A 23,585-nucleotide genomic window follows, 5' to 3' on the forward strand; every position below is an offset into this window, starting at 1 on the left:
GCGGCCTTTTCCTTTTTTGCTTGCTGCGGGTTTACCCCACCAACTCTTTGCCGTAATCGAACAGCGCTTTCAGCAGGGCGGTTTTCTCTTTGTCGCCTTCGTGCAGGTTATACAGCGATTCGAGCTGCAGCAGGTAACTCTGCACGCGCTCCGCGCTCAGCGCTTCCTGGCGGTGCTGCAGCCAGCGGCGCTGTTCGGCATCGTCCAGCGTATTCGGGTAGTTGCGCGCGCGGAAGCGGAACAGCAGCTCTTTCATGCGGCCGTCGCTGAAGGCCAGATCCAGCGCCGGCAGGTTCTGCGGCTTGGTCTGCTGGATAATCCTCATCGCCGCCTTGTCGGCGTCGCTGAAGAAGCCGTCATACAGCCGGGCGTCGACGTCGTCGGAGCCTTTGAACGGCTCGGCTTCGGCGAACAGCGCCACCACTTTCTCACGCACTTCCGGGTGCTGTTTCAGCAGCTGCAGGTTTTGCAGGCAGGCCTGGCGATCGATGCCCAGCCGCTCGGCGTTCTCCGGCAGCAGGGTTTTGGCCGGCGCCAGCACCGGGCATTTGTTGATGTGCACCAGCTTGATCGGCACCGGCGCCTGATCCGGCGCCAGGTCGTCGCGGCGGGTGTACAGCCGTTCACGCAGCTGCTCGACGCTCAGCGTCAGCAACGGCGTCATGTCGCCGGCGAGATCGCACATGATCACCGCGTTTTTGTTGTCCGGGTGCCAGGCCAACGGCGACACCCAGCTGGTGTTGCCGCGCGCCGCGCCGAACATGCCGGAGACGTGCACCAGCGGCGTCATTTCGGCGACGTCGATCAGGGCGTTCAGCTTGTGCTTGTTGCGGTGCTGCAACAGGAAATCGAACAGCCGCGGCTGCGCCTGCTTGACCAGCTTGGCCATGGCGATGGTGGCGTAAACGTCCGACATTGCGTCGTGAGCCTGCGTGTGCTCGACGCCGTTGGCGCGCGTGAGATGCTCCAGGCGGAAGCTGGGGAAGCCGTCTTCGTTTTCCGGCCAGACGATGCCGTCCGGGCGCAGGGCGTAGCAGGCGCGCATCACATCCAGCAGATCCCAGCGCGAGTTGCCGTTTTGCCAGCTGTAGGCATAGGGATCGTAGAAGTTGCGATAGAAGATATTGCGGCTCACTTCGTCATCGAAACGGATGTTGTTGTAACCGAGAATGCAGGTGCCGGCCACGCTGAAAGCCTGGTGGATTTGGCGGGTGAATTCGGCTTCGTTAACGCCTTTGGCGCGCGCCACCTGCGGCGTGATGCCGGTGATCATCACCGCCTCGGGTTCCGGCAGGTAGTCGTCGGCCGGGGCGCAGTAGATGACCAGCGGCTCTTCGATAATGTTGAAATCCATATCGGTGCGCACGCCGGCAAACTGCGCCGGGCGGTCCAGCGACGGGCTTTTGCCGAAGGTTTCGTAATCGTGAATATAAAATGTGGCCGTTGCCTTGCTGCTCAAAATCGCGTCTCTTCAGTGGCGGATACAATATGCTACTATTGTAACGGCGTAGGGAGCGATGCCAAGCGACGGTTAGCGAAATGCGCGCAATTACGCACGGCGATAGTAATCCAGCCGTTGATGAAAGTAGGGGAGCAGGTGGTCGGGGATCTGTCGTTCCGTTTCCGCCTGGGTCGAGGCGATGCCGTAGCGCTCATTGTAGATCACGCTGATGGCCAGCAAATCGGTTTCTATTTTTTCGCGTTGTGCCTGCGGTAAGCTATCCAGCTTTCGAGCCATCGTTATCTCCCTGTTAACCTTAGGGCATAATAGGATCGTTAGCGGGTCTTGTCCCTACCCATTCCGGGGGGCGCTTGATGCCTGTGAGCTGGGTTGCGTGCAAGGGGGCTGGCTGTGGCGAGCGGCGAGCTCGCTCTCCGTGTGGTGAGCCTGGAAGCGATCCGCCCGGTTATACAGCGAACAGGCGCCGCTTATCACCGCCCCCCAAAACAGGGCGCACAGCAGCAAAACCCCCAACCAGATTTTTTGGTTATAGGTCATAAGTCCTCCACGGACGATAAGAGAAATAACATTGACCGCTAAATTAAATCAGGCGCTACATCAATGGTATTTAAACGGCAGAGATTAATCATAAAATAGATGAGATTCTTTTGTTACTAAATCCACATTGGATGTATCAAAAGATTCCTTAAGATAATATTAAGAGAAGTGATTTCTGGCGCCGTAATTCTATTTAATATTTGTTTAAATACCCGCAGATACAATCTCCCACATTCAATACCAATGTGGATGACAATTATGAAAACGCTACTGTTGACCGGCGCTACCGGCTTTTTGGGTGGTGCGGTTCTCGAGAAATTATTGATTGAAAATCAGTCTGTTAATTATCTTTTGCTGGTGCGCGCCGACGATGCGCAACAAGGGCTGGCCCGTATTCGCGCGAATATGGAAAAGTTTAATATCGACGCGAGCCTGCTGTCTAAAATTACGATAGAAAATATATTGTTGGGCGACCTTTCCGAACCGGCCGACTTTTTAACTGACGCACGTATTAACAAAGTCACGCACGTTATTAACTGCGCGGCCGTTGCTTCATTTGGTAATAATCCGCTCATTTGGAAGGTAAACGTAGAAGGCACTCTGGCCTTTGCCGAAAGAATGGCGCAGGTGCCGGGATTAAAACGTTTCCTGCACGTCGGTACCGCCATGTCCTGTTCGCCGGAGCCGGGTTCGCTGGTGGCGGAGAGCGGCGAGTTTGAGGAAGACGCCGAGCATCTGGTGGAATACACCCGTTCCAAATCCACCATCGAACAGCTGATGCGCCAGCGCTGCCCACAACTGCCGCTGACCATCGCTCGTCCGTCGATCGTGGTGGGGCACACCCGCCTGGGCTGCCAACCTTCCAGCAGCATTTTCTGGGTGTTCGGCATGGCGCTGATGCTGCGCAAATTCATGTGCTCGCTGCAGGACAATATCGATGTGATCCCGGCGGACTACTGCGCGGATGCGCTGGTGATGCTGATGAACAGCGAAACGCTGGAGAACGACGTTTATCACATCTCCGCCGGTGAGGAGAGCAGCGTCAGCTTTGCCGAAATCGACCGCGCCATGGCGGCGGCGCTGGAAAAGGCGCCGGTGGGCGATGAGTATGCGCAGGTGACGTATGACGCGCTGGTGAAAATGCGCCGCCAGCTGAAAGACATTTTCGGCCCGTGCAACGAGCGGCTGATGCTCAAGGCGATGCGCCTGTACGGATCGTTCGCCATGCTCAACGTGCGTTTCAGCAACGAAAAGATCCTCAAGCTGGGCATGCCGAAGCCGCCGCGCTTTACCGACTATATCGCCGGCTGCGTGCAGTCGACCCGCGGGCTGTCTATCCAGCAGCAGATGGTGGTGGACTTCAAATAACCGCCGGGCGCACCGGGCGCCCGAGGTTGCTCCGCTACCAGGACGAAGAGGACCAGAAGACGCGGCCGAGCACCACCAGTTGCTCCTTGCGCTGCTGATAGCTGAGATGCTCGTCCTGGTACTCTTCCCGGTTGAGGGAGCGGATGACGACGCCGCCGTCCGGCTGCTCGATCAGCACCTTCACCCGCAGCAAATTGCCGTGGCGGATGGCGTAGGTCTTGCCTTCGCGGATGCGCGTGTCGTCGGTGTTGATGCCGACCACGTCGCCGTCCTGCAGACGCGGTTCCATGCTGGAGCCGGAGATGCGGATAATGCGCGCGGCGTTGACCGCCACCCCCATCTTGTGCAGATAGTAACGGCGGAAGATCAGCGAAAACTCCTCGCGATCGACGATTTCGTAGCAGCCGTCGCCGGCGGAAAAATCGATATCCAGCAGCGGGATCTCCACAAACTCTTCCTTGTCTTGTTCGGTATCTTCCCATACCACCGGTTTCAAACGGGCGGGCTGGAAGTCCGACTCCGCTGCCACGTTGTCAAACGGGCGCACCAGCTGCTTTTCGTGAAACACGTCGAACCAGCCCTTGGGCAAATTCAGCCGGGCCTCGATCCGCCTGGCCAGATTGTCGCCAAGATTGCGGGAGGATTTTTCCCCGATGATTTGGCTCAGCGTCGGCGCGGAGGACTCAACCAGCGTGGCGAACTCATTCTGGTTGACGCCTTGCCGGGCGTAGCGGGCCATCAATTCGCGCAGATTGTTGCGCCTGATTTCTTTAGTTTCCATCGTGCCATGATCGCACTCTTTAGCAAAAAGGTAAATAACGGTTTTGCTAAAAAAAGCTTGCGCATAATTTAGCAATTAGCTAAAACAAAAAGGGTGGGCCAAAGGTTCACCTGTGCGGGGCGGCCTGTCATGATGAGGGGCCGCTCAGTGAAATCAAGCGAGAGAGGGACTTTACGATGTACAAGATTGATTACAATAGCTACCGATCGGTCGCCAGCTTCGGCCACCGCGTGCGTTTTCTGGTGCTGCACTACACGGCGCAAAACTTCGCCGACTCGGTGAAGTCGTTGACCGGAAAATCGGTCAGCGCACACTATCTGGTGCCGGATCCGACCGAAGCCACCTATCAGGCCGCCGGCTTCAGCGGCGTGCGCATTTTCAACCTGGTGGATGAGAACGAGCGCGCCTGGCATGCCGGCGCCAGCCAGTGGGGCACCCGCAGCAATATCAACGACACCTCGATCGGCATCGAGATCGTCAACCTGGCGAGCGGCGACGGTGGAAACATCACCTTCCCGCCGTTCAACCCGCAGCAGATCGAGGCGGTCACCCAGCTGGCGCAGAACATCCTGCAGCGTTATCCGGACATCTCGCCGGTGAACGTGGTGGCGCACTCCGACATCGCGCCGGGCCGCAAAAGCGATCCGGGCCCGCAGTTCCCGTGGCAGCAGCTGTATCAGGCCGGCGTCGGCGCCTGGTATGACGAGGCGACCAAGCAGCAGCGCCAGCAGGAATACTGCCGCCAGGGGCTGCCGGCGCAGGCCGAGCTGCTGAAACTGTTCGCCCAATACGGCTACGATACCTCGGCGGCCAATACCGCAGAAGGCTATCGCCAGTTGGTGCGCGCGTTCCAGCTGCACTTCCGCCAGCAGAAGTATGACGGCGTGATGGATGTCGAAACCGCCGCCGCTCTGCGCGCGCTAGTCGACAAGTACGCCGCCTGAGCCTGACCGCGAATGGGGGACGCCTCATTCGCCTTTTCCTTGCCGGGCTTCCTCCGCTAAAATAGCGGCCTGGCTGGTCTTTATCGGAGGCATCGTGCGCCTCGATCGAAAAATCTCTTCCCTTGAATTGCTGACCTATCGGCACTATCGCATCGTTCACGGCGTGCGCATCGGGCTGGCGTTTATTCTGACCTTTCTGCTGATCCGCCTGCTGGCGGTGCCCGAAGGCACCTGGCCGCTGATCACCCTGGTGGTGGTGATGGGGCCGATCTCGTTTTGGGGCAACGTGCTGCAGCGGGCGCTGCAACGCATCGCCGGCACGGTGTTCGGCGCCGCGTCCGGCCTGATTGCCCTGTATCTGGAACTCTATTCGCTGCCGCTGATGCTGGCCTGGTGCGGCGTGGTGATGTTCGTCTGCGGTTACCTGACGCTCGGCAAGCGGCCGTATATGGCGCTGCTGGTGGGGATCACGCTGGCGGTGGTGTGCGGCGCGGGCGCCGGTGACATGCATACCGCGCTGTGGCGCAGCGGCGATGTGATCTTCGGCTCGCTGCTGGCTCTGCTGTTCACCAGCATCTACCCACAGCGCGCCTATATTCTGTGGCGCATGCAAATGGCGGACTGCCTGCAAACCGCCGCCCGCCTCTATGGCGCCTATTTTTCGCCGAACGTCATTGAGCGGCCGCGGCTGGAGCCGCAGCTCAAGGATCTGTTGAATCAGGTGGTGAAGCTGCGCAGCCTGATCGTGCCCGCCAGTAAGGAAACCCGCATTCCCAAAGCGGTGTTCGAGGCGGTGCAAACCCTCAGTCGCAATCTGGTATGCACGCTGGAGCTGATGGCCGACGCCTACTGGGCCTCGCGTGAAACGCACTTCATCATGTTGAACGCCCGCACGCTGCGCAGCACCCAGCTGCTGACGCTGAGCTCGCTGGAATCGCTGGCGGTGCTGATGCGCGAAGGGCCGCAGGAACAGCGGCAGGCGGCGGCGGGGCAGTTGGCGGAGATCGCCGGCGAGCTGAAAACGCTGATGCAGGAGGTCAGCCTCGGCCAGCACGGCGAAGCGCCGATTTACGGCTATGTCTGGCTCAGCATGGAGCTGGCGCAGCAACTGGAAGAGCTGGGGGATCTGCTCCTGGTCTGCACCGCCGCCGGGCGCGAATAAGGGGTCAGATCATGAAGGCGGCGCTTTGGGTTTTGGCCGCCGGGGCAAAGTGGGTAAGATAAGGCAATCACTGTTGTGCCGGACCGCCACAAACCTGTATCTTGGTGCCATGTGGCCGTAAGCAAATGAATCTGTGTATTACTAAAGCAAGGGTATAAAGATGGATAATGCAAATAAGCCGAGTTTCCAGGACGTGCTGGAGTTTGTGCGTATGTTCCGCCGCAAAAACAAACTGCAACGCGAGATCGTCGACAACGAAAAGAAAATTCGTGATAACCAGAAGCGCGTGCTGCTGCTCGACAACCTGAGTGAGTACATCAAGCCCGGCATGAGCATCGAAGACATTCAGGGCATCATCGCCAACATGCGCAGCGACTACGAAGATCGCGTTGATGACTACATCATCAAAAATGCCGATCTGTCCAAAGAACGCCGCGAGCTGTCCAAAAAGCTGAAAGCGATGGGCGAAGTGAAGTAACCCGCTTTAGCGGGCCGGGCGTCCTGCCTGGCCCGCATCCTTATCCCGCCTGATTTTCCGTTCTTGCCGACGCTGCCGTTTCCGTTGGGGCGTTCCCCGGCGGCCGAAGGCGCCTCCCCATCCTGCAGGATCTGCAGGTGACCGCCGGGGAACGCTGGTTACTGCTTCGCACCGTACATGTCGAAGTCGAAATACTTGTCGTTGATTTTCTTGTAAGTGCCGTTGGCGCGGATCGCCTGCAACGCGGTGTTGAAGGCGTTCAGCAGCGCGGTATCCTCTTTGCGCACTCCGATGCCGTCGCCGACGCCGAAGTATTTGCTGTCGTTCAGTTCGGCGCCGATAAAGGCGAAATCTTTGCCGCCGGGCGTTTTGAAGAACTCGCTGGCGCTGACGCTGGCCAGCAGCGACGCATCCAGACGGCCGTTGGCCAGATCTTCGTTCACCTCCTGCTGGCTTTGGTAGGCGACCACGTTAACGCCGGCCGGGCGCCACAGCGCGTTGGCATAGGCCTCCTGGCTGGAGCCTTGCTGCACGCCGACCGATTTGCCCTTCAGCGAGGCGGCGGTAGGCTGCAGGCTGCTGCCCTTATGCGCCACCAGCCGCGCCGGGGCGTTGGAGACTTTGCTGGAGAAGGCGATCTGCTGCTGGCGCTGCGGTGTGATGGTCATCGACGAGGCGATGGCATCAAATTTCTTCGCCTGCAGGCCGGGGATCATGCCGTCCCAGCTGCTTTCCACCCACACGCATTTGGCCTGCATCTGGTCGCACAGCGCCTGGGCGATATCGACGCCGAAGCCGGTCAGCTTGCCCTGCGGGTTTTTATATTCCAGCGGCGGAAAGGTGGGATCGATGCCCAGCTTGATCACCTTGCCGCTGAATTCGCCGCTCAGCGCGGGAAAGCTCGCGGCCAGCGGCAGCAACAACAACAGCCCTTTGATGATTTTCATGTCATTTCCTCAGCGTTGGCGATTAAACAGTGGGGCGAGCCAAAAAGCGCTCGACCAATTTGACCCAGTAGGTGGCGCCTACCGACAGGTTGTCGTCATTGAAGTCATAGCCGGGGTTGTGCAGGGAATTGCCCGGCGTGGCGGGGCCGTTGCCGATCGAGATGTAGCTGCCTGGGCACTTCTCCAGCATAAAGGCGAAATCTTCGCTGGCGGTAAACGGCCGCAGCGTGGGGATAACCTGGCTCTCTCCGGCCCAGTCCAGCGCCACCGCGCGCGCCAGCTCGGTTTCTGCCGGGTGGTTCACCAACACCGGGTAGCCGTGCTGGTAGTCGATCTCCGCGCGGGCGCCGAAGCTGGCGGCCTGCGCCGTGACCAGCTCGGTGATGCGCTGTTCCAGCCGCGCGCGCACCACCGCCGTCAGCGCGCGCACGCTGAGCGTCAGGGTGGCGGTCGCCGGGATTACGTTGGCGGCCTGGCCGGCCTGCATCGCTCCCACGGTGACGATCGCCGTTTCCTGCGGATCGATATTGCGCGCCACGATGGTTTGCAGGCTCATGACGATGGCCGCGCAGGCCACCACCGGATCGACGGTGCTTTGCGGCACCGCGCCGTGGCCGCCGTGGCCGTGCAGGGTGATGTGCACCGTATCGGCCGAGCACATCAAGGGGCCGCTGGCGAAGCCCAGGTGGCCGGTGGGGAAGCCGGGCACGTTGTGCATGGCGAACACCGCGTCGCAGGGGAAGCGCTCAAACAGGCCGTCTTCAATCATCACTCTGGCGCCGCCGCCGCCTTCTTCCGCCGGCTGAAAGATCAGGTGCAGCGTGCCGCTGAAGTTGGGCTGCCGCGCCAGACAGCGCGCCGCCGCCAGCAGCATGGCGGTGTGCCCGTCGTGGCCGCAGGCGTGCATCACCCCGGCATGGGTGCTGGCATGCGGCAAGCCGGTGGTTTCGGCGATCGGCAGGGCGTCCATGTCGGCGCGGATGCCGAGCGATTTTCCCGGCCCGCGCTGCAATGTGGCGACAACGCCGGTTTGTCCTATGCCGCGCGTGACGCGGTAACCCCACTCCTCCAGACGCTGCGCCACCAGATCCGACGTCGCGAACTCCTTAAATCCCAGCTCCGGGTGGGCGTGAATGTGGCGGCGAAGCGCGACCATCTCATCATGAACGGCGGCGATCTCAGGCAGTACGAGTGAAGGGCTCATCACGGTCTCCGGCAAAGGGTCCCGGCCAACGGGCGGGGAATGGGGCAGAGGGGTAGGCATCGAGACTAGCAAACTCCGTTTTTGCCGGGTAGCCGCCGTTCGGTTATGCTGACAACCTATGATTGTCAGGAGGTGAACATGAAATTGCACCAACTGCAGGCGCTGGTGGCCAGCGCCGACAGCGGCAGCATTCGTGCGGCGGCGCGACATCTGGGGCTGTCGCAGGCGGCGGTGACCCGCGCGCTGCGCGAACTGGAGCAGGAACAGGCGCTGCCGCTGCTGATCCGCACGCCGACCGGGCTGGGCTTTACCCCCTACGGCAAAACCCTGCTGGCGCACGCCCGGCTGGTGCTGAACCAGCTGGAGCAGGCGCAGGGGGAAATGGCGGCGCTGCGCGGGCGGGCGGCGGATCTGGTCAAGGCGGCGATCACCCCCTGGCTGATGCTGACGGTGCTGCCGCCGGCGGTGATGGCGTTTCGCAGCAAGGTGCCGGCGGTGCGGCTGGAACTGTCGGAAAGCCTGATGGCCAACGCCCAGTCGCAGCTGCGCGAGGGCACGATGGATTTCGCCATCACGCCGCTGCCGGCGTCGTCGGCGCCACAGGAGTTCCACTGTGAGCCGCTGCTGGAGTATGAAACGGCGTACATGGTGCGGCGCGGCCACCCGCTGGCGCACAGTACCTCGCTGCATCAGCTGCTGGAGCAGGATTGGGTGATGAGCTATACCTCGGAAAGTTTCGATGCGCTGCTCGACGAGGTGTTTCACCGCCACGGCGCGCGCCTGCCGCGCCAGCGCATTATCCAGGCGCATTCGTTCGGCATGCTGCAGGCGCTGGTGGAGTCCGCCGAGATGTGCACCTGGTGCCCGCGGCCGATCGTCGCGCTGCCGCAGTTCGCCTCCCGTGTGCAGCCGCTGGCGCTGCGGGAGAGCTGCCGGCCGGCGCAGCTGAATATCGTCACCCGGCGCAACAGCATTCTGAGCGCCGCCGCCCATGCGTTTATCGACACGCTGGTGCGCACCCTGCGCCAGCAGGCGCGATCGTCGCGGCCGGAAGATCGTCAGATCTACGATCGCGTGCGCCTGCTGATGTAGCGGATCTCCCCGGATCGCCGATCCCGCAAATGGGATCGCGATCCGCATTTGTAGCATTTTTAGCCGCGATGTTAACGATATGTGATTTTGCTCAAATAATTATTTTTGCAGCTTTGGTTATATGTCGCTCTATGTTCACGTTGTCATTTTGAGTTTTCTTGGGTGTTTGATGATTAATCAATTGAAATTTATCACTTTATAACGTTTGTGGTTTTTTGTTGGATAAAAATGACAACGTCAACATTAAGAAAATTCAAGCGTTTAACGAGTGTATTGGAGGAAGAGATGAGCCAGTTGCCGGAAAAAATGCGCGCGGTCGTTTGCCACGGCCCGCAGGATTATCGTTTCGAACAGGTGCCCACGCCGTTGCCGAAGGCGCGCGAGCTGGTGATCAAGGTGGAAGGCTGCGGCATCTGCGCCGGCGACTGCAAGTGCAAGAACGGCGCGCAGATGTTTTGGGGGGAAAACCCGTGGGTCAAACCGCCGGTGGTGCCGGGGCACGAGTTCTACGGCCGCATCGCCGCGCTGGGCGAGGGCGCGGAAGGCAAATACCAGCTCGGCGAGCGGGTGATCGCCGAGCAGATCGTGCCGTGCTGGGAGTGCCGCTACTGCAAATCCGGCAGTTACTGGATGTGTGAGACGCATAACATTTACGGTTTCCAAAAAGACGTGGCGGAGGGCGGCATGGCGGAGTACATGCGCTTTTCCGAAAACGCCATCGTGCACAAGATCCCGGAAAGCCTGAGCCATGAAGATGCGGTATTGATTGAGCCGATGGCCTGCGCCATCCACACCGTGGCGCGCGGCGACATCCAGCTGGACGACGTGGTGGTGCTGGCCGGCGCCGGGCCGCTCGGGCTGTGCATGGTGCAGGTGGCGCGCCTGAAGACGCCGAAGAAACTGATCGTGATCGACGCCATCGACGAGCGGCTGGCGCTGGCGAAGGAGTTCGGCGCCGACGTGGTGATCAACCCGCTGAAGGAAGACGCCGACCAGATCGTCAAATCGCTGACCGGCGGCTACGGCTGCGACGTCTACATCGAGGCCACCGGCGCGCCGATCGGCGTCACCCAGGGGCTGCAGATGATCCGCAAGCTGGGCCGCTTCGTGGAGTTCAGCGTGTTCGGCAAGGAAACCACCGTCGATTGGTCGATCATCGGCGATCGCAAAGAGCTGGACATTCGCGGCGCGCACCTGGCGCCCTACAGCTACGAAATCGCCATCGATCTGTTCGAGCGCGGGCTGGTGACCTCCAATGGCGTGGTTACCCACAGCTATGCATTGAACGACTGGGACGAAGCCTTCGCCCTGGCGGACTCGACCGACTCCATCAAGGTGATCCTGGTTCCCTGACCCTCCCGCTGTACCGCTGTTGCAGTCACGATCGCCGGCCCGCTCGCAATGGGGGGCCGGCCGGTCGGCCAAACGTAAAGACATGCTGTTGCTCTGATAACCACAACAAGAAGCTTCCCTACAGGAGAATTGGCTATGTTTTCATTATTCAAAAAGACCCTGCCTTTTATCGTCGCCGGTGGAATGTTGGCGGCCAGCCATGGGGCGCTGGCCAAGCAAATCACTATCGGTATGTCGTTCCAGGAAATGAACAACGACTACTTCGTCACCATGAAGCAGGCGCTGGATCAGGCGGCGGCGGATATCGGCGCCAAGGTGTACGTGGCCGATGCGCGCCATGACGTTGCCAAACAAATCGGCGACGTGGAAGACATGCTGCAGAAGAAGGTGGACATCCTGCTGATCAATCCGACCGATTCGGTGGGGGTGCAGTCGGCGGTGATCTCCGCCCATAAGGCCGGCGCGGTGGTGGTAGCGATCGACGCGCAGGCGGAAGGGCCGCTGGACTCGTTCGTCGGCTCGGAAAACTACGACGCCGGCTTCCAGGCGGGTGAATACCTGGCGAAAGCGCTGGGCGGCAAAGGCAAGGTGGCGATCCTCGACGGCATCCCGGTGGTGCCGATCCTGGAGCGCGTGCGCGGCTTTGAAGCTGCGATGAAGAAATACCCCGACATCAAGATTGTCACCAAGCAAAACGGCAAGCAGGAGCGCGACACCGCGCTGACCGTGACCGAAAACATGCTGCAGTCGGCGCCGGATCTGGCGGGCATCTTCAGCGTCAACGACGTCGGCGCGCTCGGCGCCCTGGCGGCGATCGAAAGCAACGGCGCCAAGGTCAAGCTGGTGAGTGTAGACGGCCAGCCGGAAGCCATCAAAGAGATCCTCAAGCCGAACTCGCCGTTCATCGCCACCTCGGCGCAGTTCCCGCGCGACCAGCTGCGCATCGCGCTCGGCATTGCGCTGGCCCGCTACTGGGGCGCCACGGTGCCGAAAACCGTGCCGGTGAAAGTGAAGCTGATCGACCGCAGCAATGCGGCCGGCTTTAGCTGGTAACAGCGGCCAGGTTTGCCCCGCTGCGGCGGGGCGTTCGGCGCGGAGGGCAATGCGGTGACACCTTTACTGGAACTGAAGCGAATAAAGAAGAGCTTTCCCGGCGTGAAGGCGCTGGACGGCATCGATCTGGCCATTCAACGCGGCGAAGTGCACGCCCTGCTGGGCGAAAACGGCGCCGGCAAATCGACGCTGGTGAAAATCATGTGCGGCATCTATCAGCCGGACGAGGGCGATATTTTTATCGACGGCGAGCAGCGCCGCTTTAACAACTATCGCCAGGCGATCGAGGCCGGCGTCGGCATTATTTTTCAGGAATTCTCGTTGATTCCCTACATGAGCGCCATCGACAACATCTTCCTCAACCGGGAGATCAGGAACCGCTGGGGCCTGCTGGATCGGCGGGCGATGCGGCGCAAGGCCGAGGCGATCTTCAAGCGGCTGACGGTGGCTATCGATCTCGATTGCCCGGTGGAGCAGCTGAGCGTGGCGCAGCAGCAGTTCGTTGAGATCGCCAAGGCACTGTCGCTGGAGGCACGGGTGCTGGTGCTGGATGAGCCGACCGCCACGTTGACGCCGGGCGAGGCCGAGCACCTGTTCAGCGTGATGAACGATCTGCGGCTGCTGGGCGTCGGCATGGTGTTTATCTCGCACCACCTGGACGAGATCTTCACCATCTGCGATCGCATCACCGTGCTGCGCGACGGTGCTTACATCGAAACGCTGGCTACCGGCGACACCAACGTGGAAGAGCTGGTGCGGCTGATGGTCGGGCGCAAAATCGAGAACGCCTTCCCGGTGAAACAGCACCCGGTCGATACCGCGACGGTGCTGCTGGAAGCGGAGATCCAGCGCGAGAAGCACGGCGCGACCGACCGCTTCCACCTGCACAAGGGCGAGATCCTCGGCTTCGCCGGGCTGGTGGGCTCCGGGCGCACCGAGACCGTCTCGGCGCTGATCGGCGCCAGCCGCTGCCACCGCAAACGCGTCAGCCTCGGCGGCCAACCGGCGGCGCTGCGCTCCCCGGCGCAGGCGCTGGCGCAGGGCATCGGCCTGCTGCCGGAGAGCCGCAAAACCGAGGGCCTGGTGCTGCCGTTCTCGGTGGCGCAGAACATCACCCTCAACCGGCACCACCGGCGCGGCAAGATCTTCGTCAGCGCCCGCAAGGATCGCGACGTGGTGCAGCGGCTGATCCGCGCCGTGGGGGTGAAAACCCCGGACGCCGAGACCGCCGTCAGCACCCTGAGCGGCGGCAACCAGCAGAAGGTGGTGATCGCCCGCTGGCTCAACAACGACTGCAACATCCTGATTTTCGACGAACCGACGCGCGGCATCGACGTGGGCGCCAAGGCCGAGATCTACCAGCTGATGCAGCAACTGACCCAGCAGGGCATCTCCATCATCATGATTTCCTCCGAACTGCCGGAGATCATCGGCGTGTGTGACCGCGTGCTGGTGTTTCGCGGCGGCCACATCGTCGCCGAGCTGACCGGCGACGACATCGAATCCAACCACATCATGCTTCACGCGACCGGGAGTGCCTTATGATCGGAATTGAACAACCCGCCGTGGCGCGCCGCGCCGCCGGCCCCAGCCTCGGCAAGCGCTGGGAAAAACTGCTGCATCACCCGGCGGTCTTGCCGTTTATCGGCTTCGTAATCTTGTTCGTATTGATGAGCCTGCTGAACGACAGCTTCCTAAGCGTCAACAACCTGACCAACGTGGCGCGCCAGGTGTCTATCAATGCCATCATCGCGGTGGGCATGACCTGCGCCATCCTGACCGGCGGCATCGATCTCTCGGTGGGGCCGGTGATGGCGCTGGCCGGTTCGGTCGCCGCCGGGCTGATGCTGGCGGCGGTGCCGATCCCGCTGGCGATGGTGGCGGCGCTGGCGGTCGGCGCGCTGTTCGGCTTGGCCAACGGCGCCTGCATCGCCTATCTGCGCATGCCGCCGATCATCGTCACCCTGGCGTCGATGGGCATCGCCCGCGGCCTGGCGCTGCTCTATACCGGCGGTTACCCGATCTCCGGCCTGCCCGACGTCTTCTCCTTCTTCGGCCGCGGCACGGTGCTGGGCATCCAGGTGCCGATCCTGATCATGCTCGGCGTGTACGTGCTGGCCTGGCTGATGCTCAACCAACTGCCGTTCGGCCGCTACGTCTATGCGATGGGCGGCAACGAAGAGGCGGCGCGGCTGAGCGGCATCCGCGTGCCGCGCTACAAGATGCTGGTGTACGTGATCAGCGGCCTGACCGCCGCGCTGGCCGGGCTGGTGCTGACCTCGCGCCTGATGAGCGGGCAGCCCAACGCCGGCGAAGGCTTCGAGCTGGACGCCATCGCCGCGGTGGTGCTGGGCGGGGCGGCGATCTCCGGCGGGCGCGGCGCCATCGTCGGCACGCTGGTGGGGGCGATGATGCTCGGGGTGCTCAACAACGGCCTCAATCTGATGAACGTGTCGCCGTATATCCAGAACGTGGTGAAGGGCGGCATCATCCTGGCCGCCATCTACCTCAGCTCCGTGCGGCGCAAATAGGAGGCGCGATGTCAGTCTTTCTTGGCATAGACGTCGGCGGCACGGTGATCAAGGCCGGGCTGTACCGGGCAAGCGGCGAAGAGCTGGCGATCGCCGAGCGCGACGGCGCGGCGATTGCCGCCCAGCCGGGCTTCAGCGAACGCAATATGGACGCGCTGTGGGATGACGTTTGCGCGGCGATCCGCCAGACGCTGCACGCGGCGGGGCTGGAGGCCGGGCAGGTGCGCGGCGTCAGCTTTTCGGCGCACGGCAAAGGGCTGTACGCCATCGACCGCAACGGCAAGCCGGTCGGCAACGGCATCCTCTCTTCGGACAACCGCGCGGCGGCCACGGCGGCTGAGCTGCGCCGCGCCGGCGTGGACGCGCAGACCTACCCGCGCAGCCTGCAGCCGCTGTGGCCCAGCCACCCGGCGCTGCTGCTGCGCTGGCTGAAGCAGCGGCAACCGGCGCAGTACGCCGCCGTCGATCGCATCCTGATGGCGCACGACTACCTGCGCTTTCGCCTCACCGGCGAGGCGGCGGCCGAAGTGACCAACATCTCCGGCAGCAACCTGTTCAATCAGCACAGCGGCGCTTACGATCCGGCGCTGATGGCGGCCTTCGGCATCGAAGAGGCGCAGGAGAAAACCGCGCCAGTGATAGGCTCGGCGCAGCTGGCCGGGCGGGTGACGGCCGCGGCGGCGGCGCAATGCGGCCTGCGCGCGGGCACCGCGGTGTACGGCGGCCTGTTCGACGTGGTGGGCGCGGCGCTCAGCTCCGGCGTGGCGGACGACCGCACGCTCAGCGCGGTGGCGGGCACCTGGTCGATCGCCACCTGCGTGACCGAGCGCATCATGCCCGCCGATTATCCTTACGCCTGGGGGCGCTACTGCATCGACGGCCGCTATTTCGTGCACGAAGGCAGCCCGACCTCGGCCGGCAACCTGGCCTGGTTCCTGCGCCAGTTCTGCGCCGACGATCGGCAGCGCTACGCCCAGTTCAACGCCTGGGTGGCCGAGCGCCGCGAGCAGCCCAGCGGGCTGCTGTTCCTGCCTTATCTGTACGGCTCCAACCTCGGCGGCAACACGCCGGGCGGGCTGATCGGCCTGAGCGCCCACCACGAGATGGCGGACGTAGTGCAGGCGATCTACCAGGGCATCGTGTTCTCGCACCTGATCCATCAGGAGCGCATGGTGCAACTGAACCCGCGCATCGAACGGGTGCGCATGACCGGCGGGCCGACGCAGTCCGAGGTGTGGATGCAGATGTACGCCGACGCCGGCAACCTGCCGCTTGAGGTGGTGGAAACCCGCCAAAGCGGCTGCCGCGCCGCCGCCCTGTGCGCCGCCGTCGGCGCCGGGGAGTACGCCGGGTTCGCCGAAGCGATCGCCGCCGCGCCGCCCAAGCTGCGCTGTTATTATCCCGCGACCGCCGCCCACCGGCGCCTGCGCGCCCAGCAGGCGCGCTATCTGGCGGTCGCCCAGGCTTTGAGTGAGGTGACTGATGCAAACGACTAACGCCGCCTGTCTGGGGCTGTATGAAAAGGCGCTGCCCGCCGATCTGAGCTGGCCGCAGCGGCTGGCCACCGCCGCCGAGCTGGGCTTTGAATTTGTGGAGATGTCGATCGACGAACAGCCGGCGCGCCAGCAGCGGCTGGACTGGGATCGCCGCCAGCGGCTGGCGTTTATCCAGGCGCGGCTCGACAGCGGGGTGAAGGTGCCGAGCCTGTGCCTGTCGGCGCACCGGCGCGATCCGTTCGGCAGCGCCGACGCCGCCACCCGCGAGCGGGCGCGGGTGCTGATGAGCAAGGCGCTGGAACTGGCGACGGATCTCGGCATCCGCAACATCCAGCTGGCGGGCTACGACGTCTATTACGAACCCGCCGATCGCCACAGCCGCGAACGCTTTATCGAGGGCATGCAGTGGGCGGCGGCGCAGGCCGCCAGGGCGCAGGTGATGCTGTCGGTGGAGGTGATGGACACGCCGTTCATCAACAGCATCAGCAAATGGCGCGACATCGCCCGCCACGTCAACAGCCCGTGGTTCACGGTGTATCCCGATCTCGGCAACCTCAGCGCCTGGGGCAACGACGTCGCCGCCGAGCTGGCGCTGGGCATCGGCAGCATCACCGCCGTGCACCTCAAAGACACCGTCGCGGTGGGGCCGAGCAGCGCCGGGCAGTTTCGCGACGTGCCGTTCGGCGAGGGCTGCGTGGATTTCGCCCACGCCTTTGCCGTGCTCAACGCGCTCGGCTATCGCGGCCCCTACCTGCTGGAGATGTGGGCGCGCGAAGACGGGCAGGACAAGCAACGCATTGCCCAGGCCAAGGCCTGGATCGAACAACAGATGAATGATGGAGGCATCGCATGCTGAACGAACTCAAGCGGCAGGTGCTGGCCGCCAACCTCAGCCTGCCGGCATACGGGCTGGTGACCTTTACCTGGGGCAACGTCTCGGCGATCGACCGCCAGAGCGGGCTGGTGGTGATCAAGCCTTCGGGCATCGCCTACGAGGCGATGACGCTGGAGGATTTGGTGGTGGTGGATCTGGAGGGCAAGGTGCGCGAAGGGCACCGCAAACCCTCATCCGACACCGCCACTCACCTGGCGCTGTACCGCGCCTTCGCCGATATCGGCGGCGTGGTGCACACCCACAGCCGCAACGCCACCATCTGGGCGCAGGCCGGGCAGCCGATCCCGGCGCTGGGCACCACCCACGCCGACTACTTTTACGGCGACATTCCCTGTACCCGGCCGATGAGCGAGGCGGAGATCGCCGGGGATTACGAGGGGGAAACCGGCAAGGTGATTATCGAGACCTTCAATCAGGCGGGGCGCGATCCGCAGCAGGTGCCGGGGGTGCTGGTCTACTCCCACGGCCCGTTCGCCTGGGGCAAGGACGCGGCGGATGCGGTGCACAATGCGGTGGTGCTGGAAGAGGTGGCGATCATGGCGATGGCGACACGCCAGCTGGCGCCGGCCATCGCCCCGATGCAGCCGGAGCTATTGGACAAACATTTCCTGCGCAAGCACGGCAAACACGCCTACTACGGGCAATAGCGCCCGTCAGCGATTCAACAGCGAGCCGGTGAAGAACTCTCTGCGCACCGGCAGCTCGCCGCGCGGGCTGTGAATGGCGCTGAACAGCAGCTCCGCGGCGATCTCCCCCAGCTTTTGCGTATCGTGATACACCCCCGGAATATGCAGGCCGTAAGCGCCGGCGCGCGGCGGTTCGTCTATCGAGAAGAACTTCACCTGCTCATAAAGCCCCATCTCGTGGCAGATGGCGATGGCGCCCAGCGTGATGATGCCGTTCAGGCCGATGATGTAATCCGGGCGGTTCTCCGGCTGCGCCAGATAGGCGCGCACCTCGCTCTCTTGCGAGGTGAAATCATAGTCGCCGTTGATGATATGGATCTCACGGCCGCTGCCCTGCAGCGCCGCGACGATGCCGGCGGTGCGCGTTAAGGTGATCTCCGAATCCGCCGGGCCGCCGATAATCAGCAGCTTCTGCTCCGGCTGCTCCGCCAGATAGCGCCCGGCCAGCACGCCGATCTCGCGGTTGTCGAGGAACACGCCGCTCAGCTGCTGATCGTAAAGATCGCGGTCGATCAGGATCAGCGGCACGCCGTACACCTCGGCCAGCTCGAGATAGGCGGGGCGGTAGCGCTTGTCGTCGCGCACCGCCGACAGCAGGATGCCCCGCGCCTTGTAGCCGAACAGCGCCTGAATGGCACGCATTTCCGCCTCCTCGCTGCCGTCGGTGTCGAATAGCATGATCTGGTAGCCCTGCTGACGCGCAATGCGCGACACGGTCTTGATCAGGCCGGAATAGAACGGGTTGTACATGCTGCTGGTGACGATGCCGATAATCTGGCTGCTGCTGCTTTTCAGCCCCTGCGCGAACGCGTTGGGCACATAGTTCAGCTCTTTGGCGATGGCGTGAATGCGCTCGCGGGTTTCCGGCTTGACCAGCTCGGGCTTATTGAAGGCGCGGGAAACGGTGATATTGGTCACCCTGGCGCGGCGGGCGATATCCACGATAGTGGCATTGGGATTGGCTTTCGACACCGTCTTTCCTTGCGTTATGCCTCAACAGATCCCTTATTGTAGGGAAAGGGCGAGGGCGGTGCTAGGGGGGAGTTGGGAGTTGGGGGAGGGAAAATAATGGAATAAAAATAGATGTAATAATGTCGTTGGTTTATTAATTGCGAATTAAATCATTTTATGTGGCTATATTTTGTTGACGGAGAATTTGGTAAGGTGTGTTTCATGGTCGACGTTAGGTAACAATGACTGCTTTGTGCCAAAAACGGAAGTAGCTAACAGCACTTAGTGTTCATTAACGAGGAGCAGGTCACTATCGCTAATTCCGCTTGCTGATGTATGCAAAGTACTGATAACCTTAATTTTTGGCGCTTAGTTCATACATCAAACATTATGGATGATCATTATGTCACATAGCTTATACCCAACTACCTTGTTTCATTTTACTGAAAAGTTAGATACCTTATTTGAGATACTTGACTCAAGTGATTTTCGAATTTCTTTCGCTAGAGAATTTATACAAGGCCAGAGCACGAATAGAAATTTCGGTATACCGATGGTTTCATTTTGCGATATCAGGCTAACACAGCTTACCCAGCATACTGAAAGTTATGGACATTATGGCATCGGATTATCTAAAGATTGGGCAAACGAAAATGGGCTTAATCCAGTAATTTACATGTCCAAGCACTCTTCCGTTTTCGATAATTATAATCTAGAGATTAGGAGTTTAAAATCAGAGATTGATAAGTTATTAAAGCACTTAGAAGAAATGAAATCTTCAGGTACAAAAGCTCAATTAACTAATGCAAAGCGGAAATATAACTCGGCGCTTCTAAGTTACAAGAAAACTGTAGATCCTTTGCGATACATGAAAAATTACCAGGCAACTTTGAAACGACGCAATCGCCCGGAGGTGCCTAACTATATTTTTGCAGATGAGAGGGAGTGGCGATTTGTTCCAGGTATAGAAAAGTCAATTGGAAAACCAATAATTGCTGCTTCGAAAAACATATCAACTCAAGATGGCAAGGAAAAGTATAACGAATATTATGATAATGACAGGTTACCATTTTCTCATAAAGATATTAAATATGTCATTGTAAAGCATGAAAGTGATGTTGAAAAGATGATGGACTTTCTGCATGAAAAGTATGGTTCAAAAAGTAGCTTGATTCCAAGGGTTCTCTCAACTGAATTGATAGCGAATGATATGTAATTAAATCCCCGTTTGGGTTTAAATTATTTATGCAATGCTTCCTTTTTGATACTTTATCGTGCTCTTATTGTGTTTAACGCTAAAGCTAACCTGCTCTCTGTGTTTCACATAGGCTGCTATTAGCAATGTCCGCTTTTCGCTCAAAGCCGCCCTTCAAATGCCACCATTCAAATCAATAAACCAGCGCCAGTAGCGCTGGAGCGACGGCGGTAAAGGACTCACTGGGAGAAAACAGCAATCCACGCTAAAGAACAATCGAAAAGCAACGCGGACGATGAGTCCCACGATCGACTACCGATAACAACACCGCTAATCTAGCAGCAACTTTTCACCCCCAACCTCCCGCCACAACTCCGGCAACAGCGCCAACGTCTCATCAATCAGCGCCCGTCGGTCATTGCCCGGCTTCCAGATGGTCACCATGGTTTGGCTGATCCCCTGGCTGCCCACTTCGGTGCGCAGCGTGTTGACGTTTTTCCACTGTTCCGCATGCATGTGCGTCGGCAGGAATCCCCAGCCGCAGCCCTGTTCGAGCAAGGCGCGCAGCATTTCCAGCTCGTTGGTGAAGATAGTGTGCCCCGAAATTTGCAGGCGGCGCGCCACCGGTTCGTCAGAGTCTGGGTGCATAATCACCTGCGGTGTTAGCGAAAGTTCCAGCAGCGAGAGCGGCTGTTCCGCACCGGGAAAAAGCGCTTTAGACGCATAAAAATCCATCGCTATCGCCCCTAAGGCGCGCCACTCCATAGCGTCGCCCACGCTGCGGTTGCGTGCCTGGCAGATGCCCAGATCGGCCTGGCCGTTTGCCAGCAGGCTTTCAGCTTCGTCGCGCGAGGCGTTAATCAGGCTCAGCCGTGTGTTGCGTTGGGCCATGGTGGCAATCAGTGCCTGCAGCAGCGCGCGGGGCGTGAAGGGATCGTAGACCAGCGAAATTTCCTGCGTCGCGCTCTTCGGCACGTCTTTGGCAAACGCCTCAAACGCTTTCACCTGGTGCATCAGCAGGTGCGCCTGGCGTTGCAGTTGTTCGCCTTCCGGCGTCAGGTGCAGGCTGCGCCCCTCGCGCAGGAACAGCGCATAGCCCAAGCCATCCTCAAGAAAATCAATCAAATCGCGCAGCGTCGTGCGGTCTTTGCCCAGCTTGAGCGCGGCTTTCGCCAGGCTGCCGTGCTCGGCCACGGCGGTGAAGGCTTCCAGTTGGGCAAAGGAATAAATCAGGCTCGGCACGCGGTTCTCCCGTCGATTTTGCGGGGGATTTTCCCCCATCAGGCGTTTTTTATTATAGGCCGCGTTTTTTTAAGCTGAACGCCTTCCTGAACCAAGCGAGAAAAAATATGAAAAGCAAAGTGTTTAACCGCAGCCTGCTGGCGGGCGTTGTCATCAGTCTCTGCAGCGGCCTGTTGGCGCCCGCCGCGCTGGCCGCCTGTGCGGGCACCGAACTCGGTGCCTGTCCCGCGCCTTTCGATGCGCAATTGCCGGACACGCACAAGATGCTCACCTGGAGCCAGAGCGACCGGGTGATCGGTTTTCGTAACGACTACCGCAACTATGCGGGGGATGTATTTCACCACGGTAACGCTGCGCCGCTGCTTACTGCTGCTAAACAGCTAACGAATGCCAGCTATCGGGTGAATGGCAAAACCTACAGCCTGCAGGATTACCTGCAGCGCCAGAACGTCAGCGGCATGCTGGTATTGAAAGACGGCAAAATCGCCTGGAAATATCTGGGAGAGGGTAATACCGACGCTACCCTGTGGACGTCGCGTTCGGTGGGCAAATCCGTGGTCGCCACGCTGGTGGGCGTGGCGATTAAACAGGGCAAGATCCGCTCGCTCGACGATCTCATCACGCAATACGAACCCGATCTGAAAGGCACCGCGTGGGACGGCGTGACCCTCAGGCAGCTGATCACTCACGCCTCCGGCGTGGCGTGGAATGAGGATTACACCAACCCGAAATCGGACTTCGCGCAGCTGACCGAGTGTGAAGCCAGGCCCGGCGCCTATGCCTGCGTGCGCAAGCTGGTAGCCGGTTTGCAGCGTGCGCATCCGGCCGGGCAGAACTGGTCTTACTCCTCCGGCGGCGCGTGGCTGCTGGGCGACGTGCTGGAGCGCGCCACCGGCATGCCGCTGGCGGCTTATCTTGAGCAAAGCATCTGGCAGCCCTACGGCATGGCGAGCGACGGCGTGTGGCATGCTTACGTCAAAGGTCTGCACGACGTAGGCGCGCACGGCTTTAACGCCACGCTGGAAGACTGGGGGCGCTTCGGCGAATTTATTCTGCATAACGGGACGTTGCCGAACGGCAAACAGATCTTGCCGGCTGATTGGGTAGCCCAGTCGTCCCACTGGACGCGGGCGGCAGGGTCGGTGTCGGCGGCGCATCCAAACGGCATCTACGGCTTCCAGTGGTGGAACAACGAAGTGCCGGTGAATGCGACCAACGTGGAACCCGCCCCGCAGGCTTCCCTCAAGCATTCCCTGTGGGCGCTGGGGATCTTCGGCCAGATGATCATGGTCAATCAGGCGGAGAATCTGGTGATCGTCCAGTGGTCCACCTGGCCGCAGGCGGAGCCTTCTTTCAGCGCCCAACCGCTGGAGGCATCGCTGATGTTTAGTGCGATAGCGAAGGAATTGCGTTAACGTCGATAAGCCCATCTTTGCAGATGGGCTTATCTGAATGCTACTCGCTATCACCCTGTTTTGCTTACTCTTTATCCCCACCATTCAAAACTTTAAACTAAACATATTCCTGACTCATTTCTTAAAGCATGGGAGAGTGAATGTCTGAATTATTGTAGTTGACCATAATGCCAACGTTCGCCAGTGAACCACTCATCGGGGTCATCACCGCCATGGTATTCAATGGCAACACCTAACTCTTGCACGCCATCAGGAAGAATAAGTCCCCATTCTTTAGCAAGGCTGCGTTCTTTTAAAATTATCGATGAACCATTGTCAGAACTGTCTTCTGAAATAAAACCCTGAAAGTACTCATCTGAATGGTACAAACAGATTTCGCTGGTAAACATGTCCGGGAGGCAGATGACGGCAGTAATTCGCGGGTTGTCGTCGCAATCTGCTGTTGCGAGCATCAAATTAGCACAGGCATTTATCAAGGCCTGCGCACAGTCAGCCTTAATTTTTTTGTTACTGTGCTTTCCTTCAACCAGGTTGATTTCTACAGGTATTTTGTAATTCCAGTAATGACTGTCCTCAGAAAAGTCAGCTCGTGCTGGATCATGGAAGGTTTCAGACCAACGCTTAAGTGCCTTCATACGGCGGGGAATGTTTCTTATTTTTGTGCGGTAATCTCTGTTTAAGCGTCTACTCATGTGCTGCAATTTCCGTGTCTACTCATGAATTTACGCCATCGTCTCATATTTGGTGTGCTTCTGTTTCAGATTTCTTAACTCCATGTAGTTACACTGTTTTC

At 60.2% G+C, this 23,585-nt stretch carries 22 protein-coding genes; 14 read left to right on the forward strand and 8 right to left on the reverse strand.

From position 1 onward, the window contains the following. Positions 1 to 31: 31 nt before the first annotated feature. Positions 32 to 1,459 carry an exodeoxyribonuclease I gene (gene sbcB, locus ABTW55_RS17655; RefSeq protein WP_060421864.1) on the reverse strand — a complete coding sequence of 476 codons (1,428 nt, stop codon included), beginning with the start codon at positions 1,457 to 1,459 and terminating at the stop codon, positions 32 to 34. 90 nt (positions 1,460 to 1,549) lie between these two features. Next, the gene (locus ABTW55_RS17660) at positions 1,550 to 1,738 is read right to left on the reverse strand and encodes a DNA polymerase III subunit theta (RefSeq protein WP_033635247.1); all 189 of its coding nucleotides are present in this window, start codon (positions 1,736 to 1,738) and stop codon (positions 1,550 to 1,552) included. A gap of 519 nt (positions 1,739 to 2,257) precedes the next feature. Between ABTW55_RS17660 and ABTW55_RS17665 the strand changes: the two genes are divergently transcribed. Beyond that, on the forward strand, positions 2,258 to 3,367 hold the full coding sequence (locus ABTW55_RS17665; RefSeq protein ID WP_033647987.1) for an SDR family oxidoreductase: 1,110 nt from the start codon (positions 2,258 to 2,260) through the stop codon (positions 3,365 to 3,367). Positions 3,368 to 3,401: 34 nt separating this feature from the next. On the opposite strand, the gene ABTW55_RS17670 is transcribed toward ABTW55_RS17665, so the two are convergent. Next, positions 3,402 to 4,148 carry a helix-turn-helix transcriptional regulator gene (locus ABTW55_RS17670; RefSeq protein ID WP_004935623.1) on the reverse strand — a complete coding sequence of 249 codons (747 nt, stop codon included), beginning with the start codon at positions 4,146 to 4,148 and terminating at the stop codon, positions 3,402 to 3,404. A 176-nt stretch (positions 4,149 to 4,324) separates the two neighbouring features. Between ABTW55_RS17670 and ABTW55_RS17675 the strand changes: the two genes are divergently transcribed. The 3 genes from ABTW55_RS17675 to tmaR all read left to right on the forward strand — a co-directional run bounded on the left by ABTW55_RS17675 (position 4,325) and on the right by tmaR (position 6,732). Next, positions 4,325 to 5,092 (forward strand): N-acetylmuramoyl-L-alanine amidase, encoded by a 768-nt coding sequence (locus ABTW55_RS17675; protein ID WP_033647986.1) that lies wholly within the window; start codon positions 4,325 to 4,327, stop codon positions 5,090 to 5,092. Positions 5,093 to 5,186: 94 nt separating this feature from the next. Then, the gene (locus ABTW55_RS17680) at positions 5,187 to 6,254 is read left to right on the forward strand and encodes an FUSC family protein (protein ID WP_033647985.1); all 1,068 of its coding nucleotides are present in this window, start codon (positions 5,187 to 5,189) and stop codon (positions 6,252 to 6,254) included. A gap of 160 nt (positions 6,255 to 6,414) precedes the next feature. Then, on the forward strand, positions 6,415 to 6,732 hold the full coding sequence (gene tmaR, locus ABTW55_RS17685; protein ID WP_004935612.1) for a PTS system regulator TmaR: 318 nt from the start codon (positions 6,415 to 6,417) through the stop codon (positions 6,730 to 6,732). Positions 6,733 to 6,890: 158 nt separating this feature from the next. Here the strand turns inward: tmaR and ABTW55_RS17690 are convergent, their stop codons facing one another. Both ABTW55_RS17690 and ABTW55_RS17695 read right to left on the reverse strand, forming a co-directional pair. Continuing rightward, the gene (locus ABTW55_RS17690) at positions 6,891 to 7,679 is read right to left on the reverse strand and encodes an ABC transporter substrate-binding protein (protein WP_060421862.1); all 789 of its coding nucleotides are present in this window, start codon (positions 7,677 to 7,679) and stop codon (positions 6,891 to 6,893) included. A 22-nt stretch (positions 7,680 to 7,701) separates the two neighbouring features. Next, the gene (locus tag ABTW55_RS17695) at positions 7,702 to 8,883 is read right to left on the reverse strand and encodes a M20 aminoacylase family protein (protein WP_060421859.1); all 1,182 of its coding nucleotides are present in this window, start codon (positions 8,881 to 8,883) and stop codon (positions 7,702 to 7,704) included. A gap of 138 nt (positions 8,884 to 9,021) precedes the next feature. Between ABTW55_RS17695 and ABTW55_RS17700 the strand changes: the two genes are divergently transcribed. The 8 genes from ABTW55_RS17700 (at position 9,022) to araD (ending at position 17,950) form a co-directional block, all read left to right on the forward strand. Continuing rightward, positions 9,022 to 9,975, forward strand: coding sequence for a LysR family transcriptional regulator (locus ABTW55_RS17700; protein WP_060421856.1), 954 nt, complete (start codon positions 9,022 to 9,024; stop codon positions 9,973 to 9,975). A gap of 285 nt (positions 9,976 to 10,260) precedes the next feature. Beyond that, positions 10,261 to 11,328, forward strand: a complete 1,068-nt coding sequence (locus tag ABTW55_RS17705; RefSeq protein ID WP_033655121.1) for a zinc-binding dehydrogenase — start codon at positions 10,261 to 10,263, stop codon at positions 11,326 to 11,328. A gap of 135 nt (positions 11,329 to 11,463) precedes the next feature. After that, positions 11,464 to 12,381 (forward strand): ABC transporter substrate-binding protein, encoded by a 918-nt coding sequence (locus tag ABTW55_RS17710; protein WP_015378502.1) that lies wholly within the window; start codon positions 11,464 to 11,466, stop codon positions 12,379 to 12,381. Between the two features lie 54 nt (positions 12,382 to 12,435). After that, positions 12,436 to 13,926 (forward strand): sugar ABC transporter ATP-binding protein, encoded by a 1,491-nt coding sequence (locus ABTW55_RS17715; RefSeq protein WP_033655112.1) that lies wholly within the window; start codon positions 12,436 to 12,438, stop codon positions 13,924 to 13,926. Further along, entirely contained in the window at positions 13,923 to 14,912 is a 990-nt protein-coding gene (locus tag ABTW55_RS17720; RefSeq protein WP_033655114.1) for an ABC transporter permease, read from the forward strand. Before ABTW55_RS17715 ends, ABTW55_RS17720 begins: the two co-directional genes overlap by 4 nt. Before the next feature lie 8 nt (positions 14,913 to 14,920). Continuing rightward, positions 14,921 to 16,408, forward strand: a complete 1,488-nt coding sequence (locus ABTW55_RS17725) for an FGGY-family carbohydrate kinase (RefSeq protein WP_060421851.1) — start codon at positions 14,921 to 14,923, stop codon at positions 16,406 to 16,408. Then, positions 16,395 to 17,264 carry an L-ribulose-5-phosphate 3-epimerase gene (locus ABTW55_RS17730; RefSeq protein ID WP_060421848.1) on the forward strand — a complete coding sequence of 290 codons (870 nt, stop codon included), beginning with the start codon at positions 16,395 to 16,397 and terminating at the stop codon, positions 17,262 to 17,264. Before ABTW55_RS17725 ends, ABTW55_RS17730 begins: the two co-directional genes overlap by 14 nt. Continuing rightward, complete coding sequence (araD, locus tag ABTW55_RS17735; RefSeq protein WP_033632583.1) at positions 17,258 to 17,950, forward strand: L-ribulose-5-phosphate 4-epimerase; 693 nt, start codon at positions 17,258 to 17,260, stop codon at positions 17,948 to 17,950. Before ABTW55_RS17730 ends, araD begins: the two co-directional genes overlap by 7 nt. 6 nt (positions 17,951 to 17,956) lie before the next feature. Here araD and ABTW55_RS17740 read toward each other — a convergent pair whose 3' ends face one another. Next, the gene (locus ABTW55_RS17740) at positions 17,957 to 18,961 is read right to left on the reverse strand and encodes a LacI family DNA-binding transcriptional regulator (protein WP_043136352.1); all 1,005 of its coding nucleotides are present in this window, start codon (positions 18,959 to 18,961) and stop codon (positions 17,957 to 17,959) included. 382 nt (positions 18,962 to 19,343) lie between these two features. Between ABTW55_RS17740 and ABTW55_RS17745 the strand changes: the two genes are divergently transcribed. Further along, the gene (locus ABTW55_RS17745; RefSeq protein WP_072265029.1) at positions 19,344 to 20,156 is read left to right on the forward strand and encodes an abortive infection system antitoxin AbiGi family protein; all 813 of its coding nucleotides are present in this window, start codon (positions 19,344 to 19,346) and stop codon (positions 20,154 to 20,156) included. Positions 20,157 to 20,465: 309 nt separating this feature from the next. Here the strand turns inward: ABTW55_RS17745 and ABTW55_RS17750 are convergent, their stop codons facing one another. After that, complete coding sequence (locus ABTW55_RS17750; protein WP_060421845.1) at positions 20,466 to 21,377, reverse strand: LysR family transcriptional regulator; 912 nt, start codon at positions 21,375 to 21,377, stop codon at positions 20,466 to 20,468. A 107-nt stretch (positions 21,378 to 21,484) separates the two neighbouring features. On the opposite strand from ABTW55_RS17750, the gene ABTW55_RS17755 reads away from it, so the two are divergent. Beyond that, positions 21,485 to 22,792, forward strand: coding sequence for a serine hydrolase (locus ABTW55_RS17755; RefSeq protein WP_060421842.1), 1,308 nt, complete (start codon positions 21,485 to 21,487; stop codon positions 22,790 to 22,792). A 149-nt stretch (positions 22,793 to 22,941) separates the two neighbouring features. Here ABTW55_RS17755 and ABTW55_RS17760 read toward each other — a convergent pair whose 3' ends face one another. Further along, positions 22,942 to 23,484 (reverse strand): DUF3916 domain-containing protein, encoded by a 543-nt coding sequence (locus ABTW55_RS17760; protein WP_060421839.1) that lies wholly within the window; start codon positions 23,482 to 23,484, stop codon positions 22,942 to 22,944. Positions 23,485 to 23,585 lie beyond the last annotated feature (101 nt).

Origin of the sequence: Serratia sp. SM04 (genome assembly GCF_040280225.1) — a bacterium.
Taxonomy (GTDB): domain Bacteria; phylum Pseudomonadota; class Gammaproteobacteria; order Enterobacterales; family Enterobacteriaceae; genus Serratia; species Serratia sarumanii.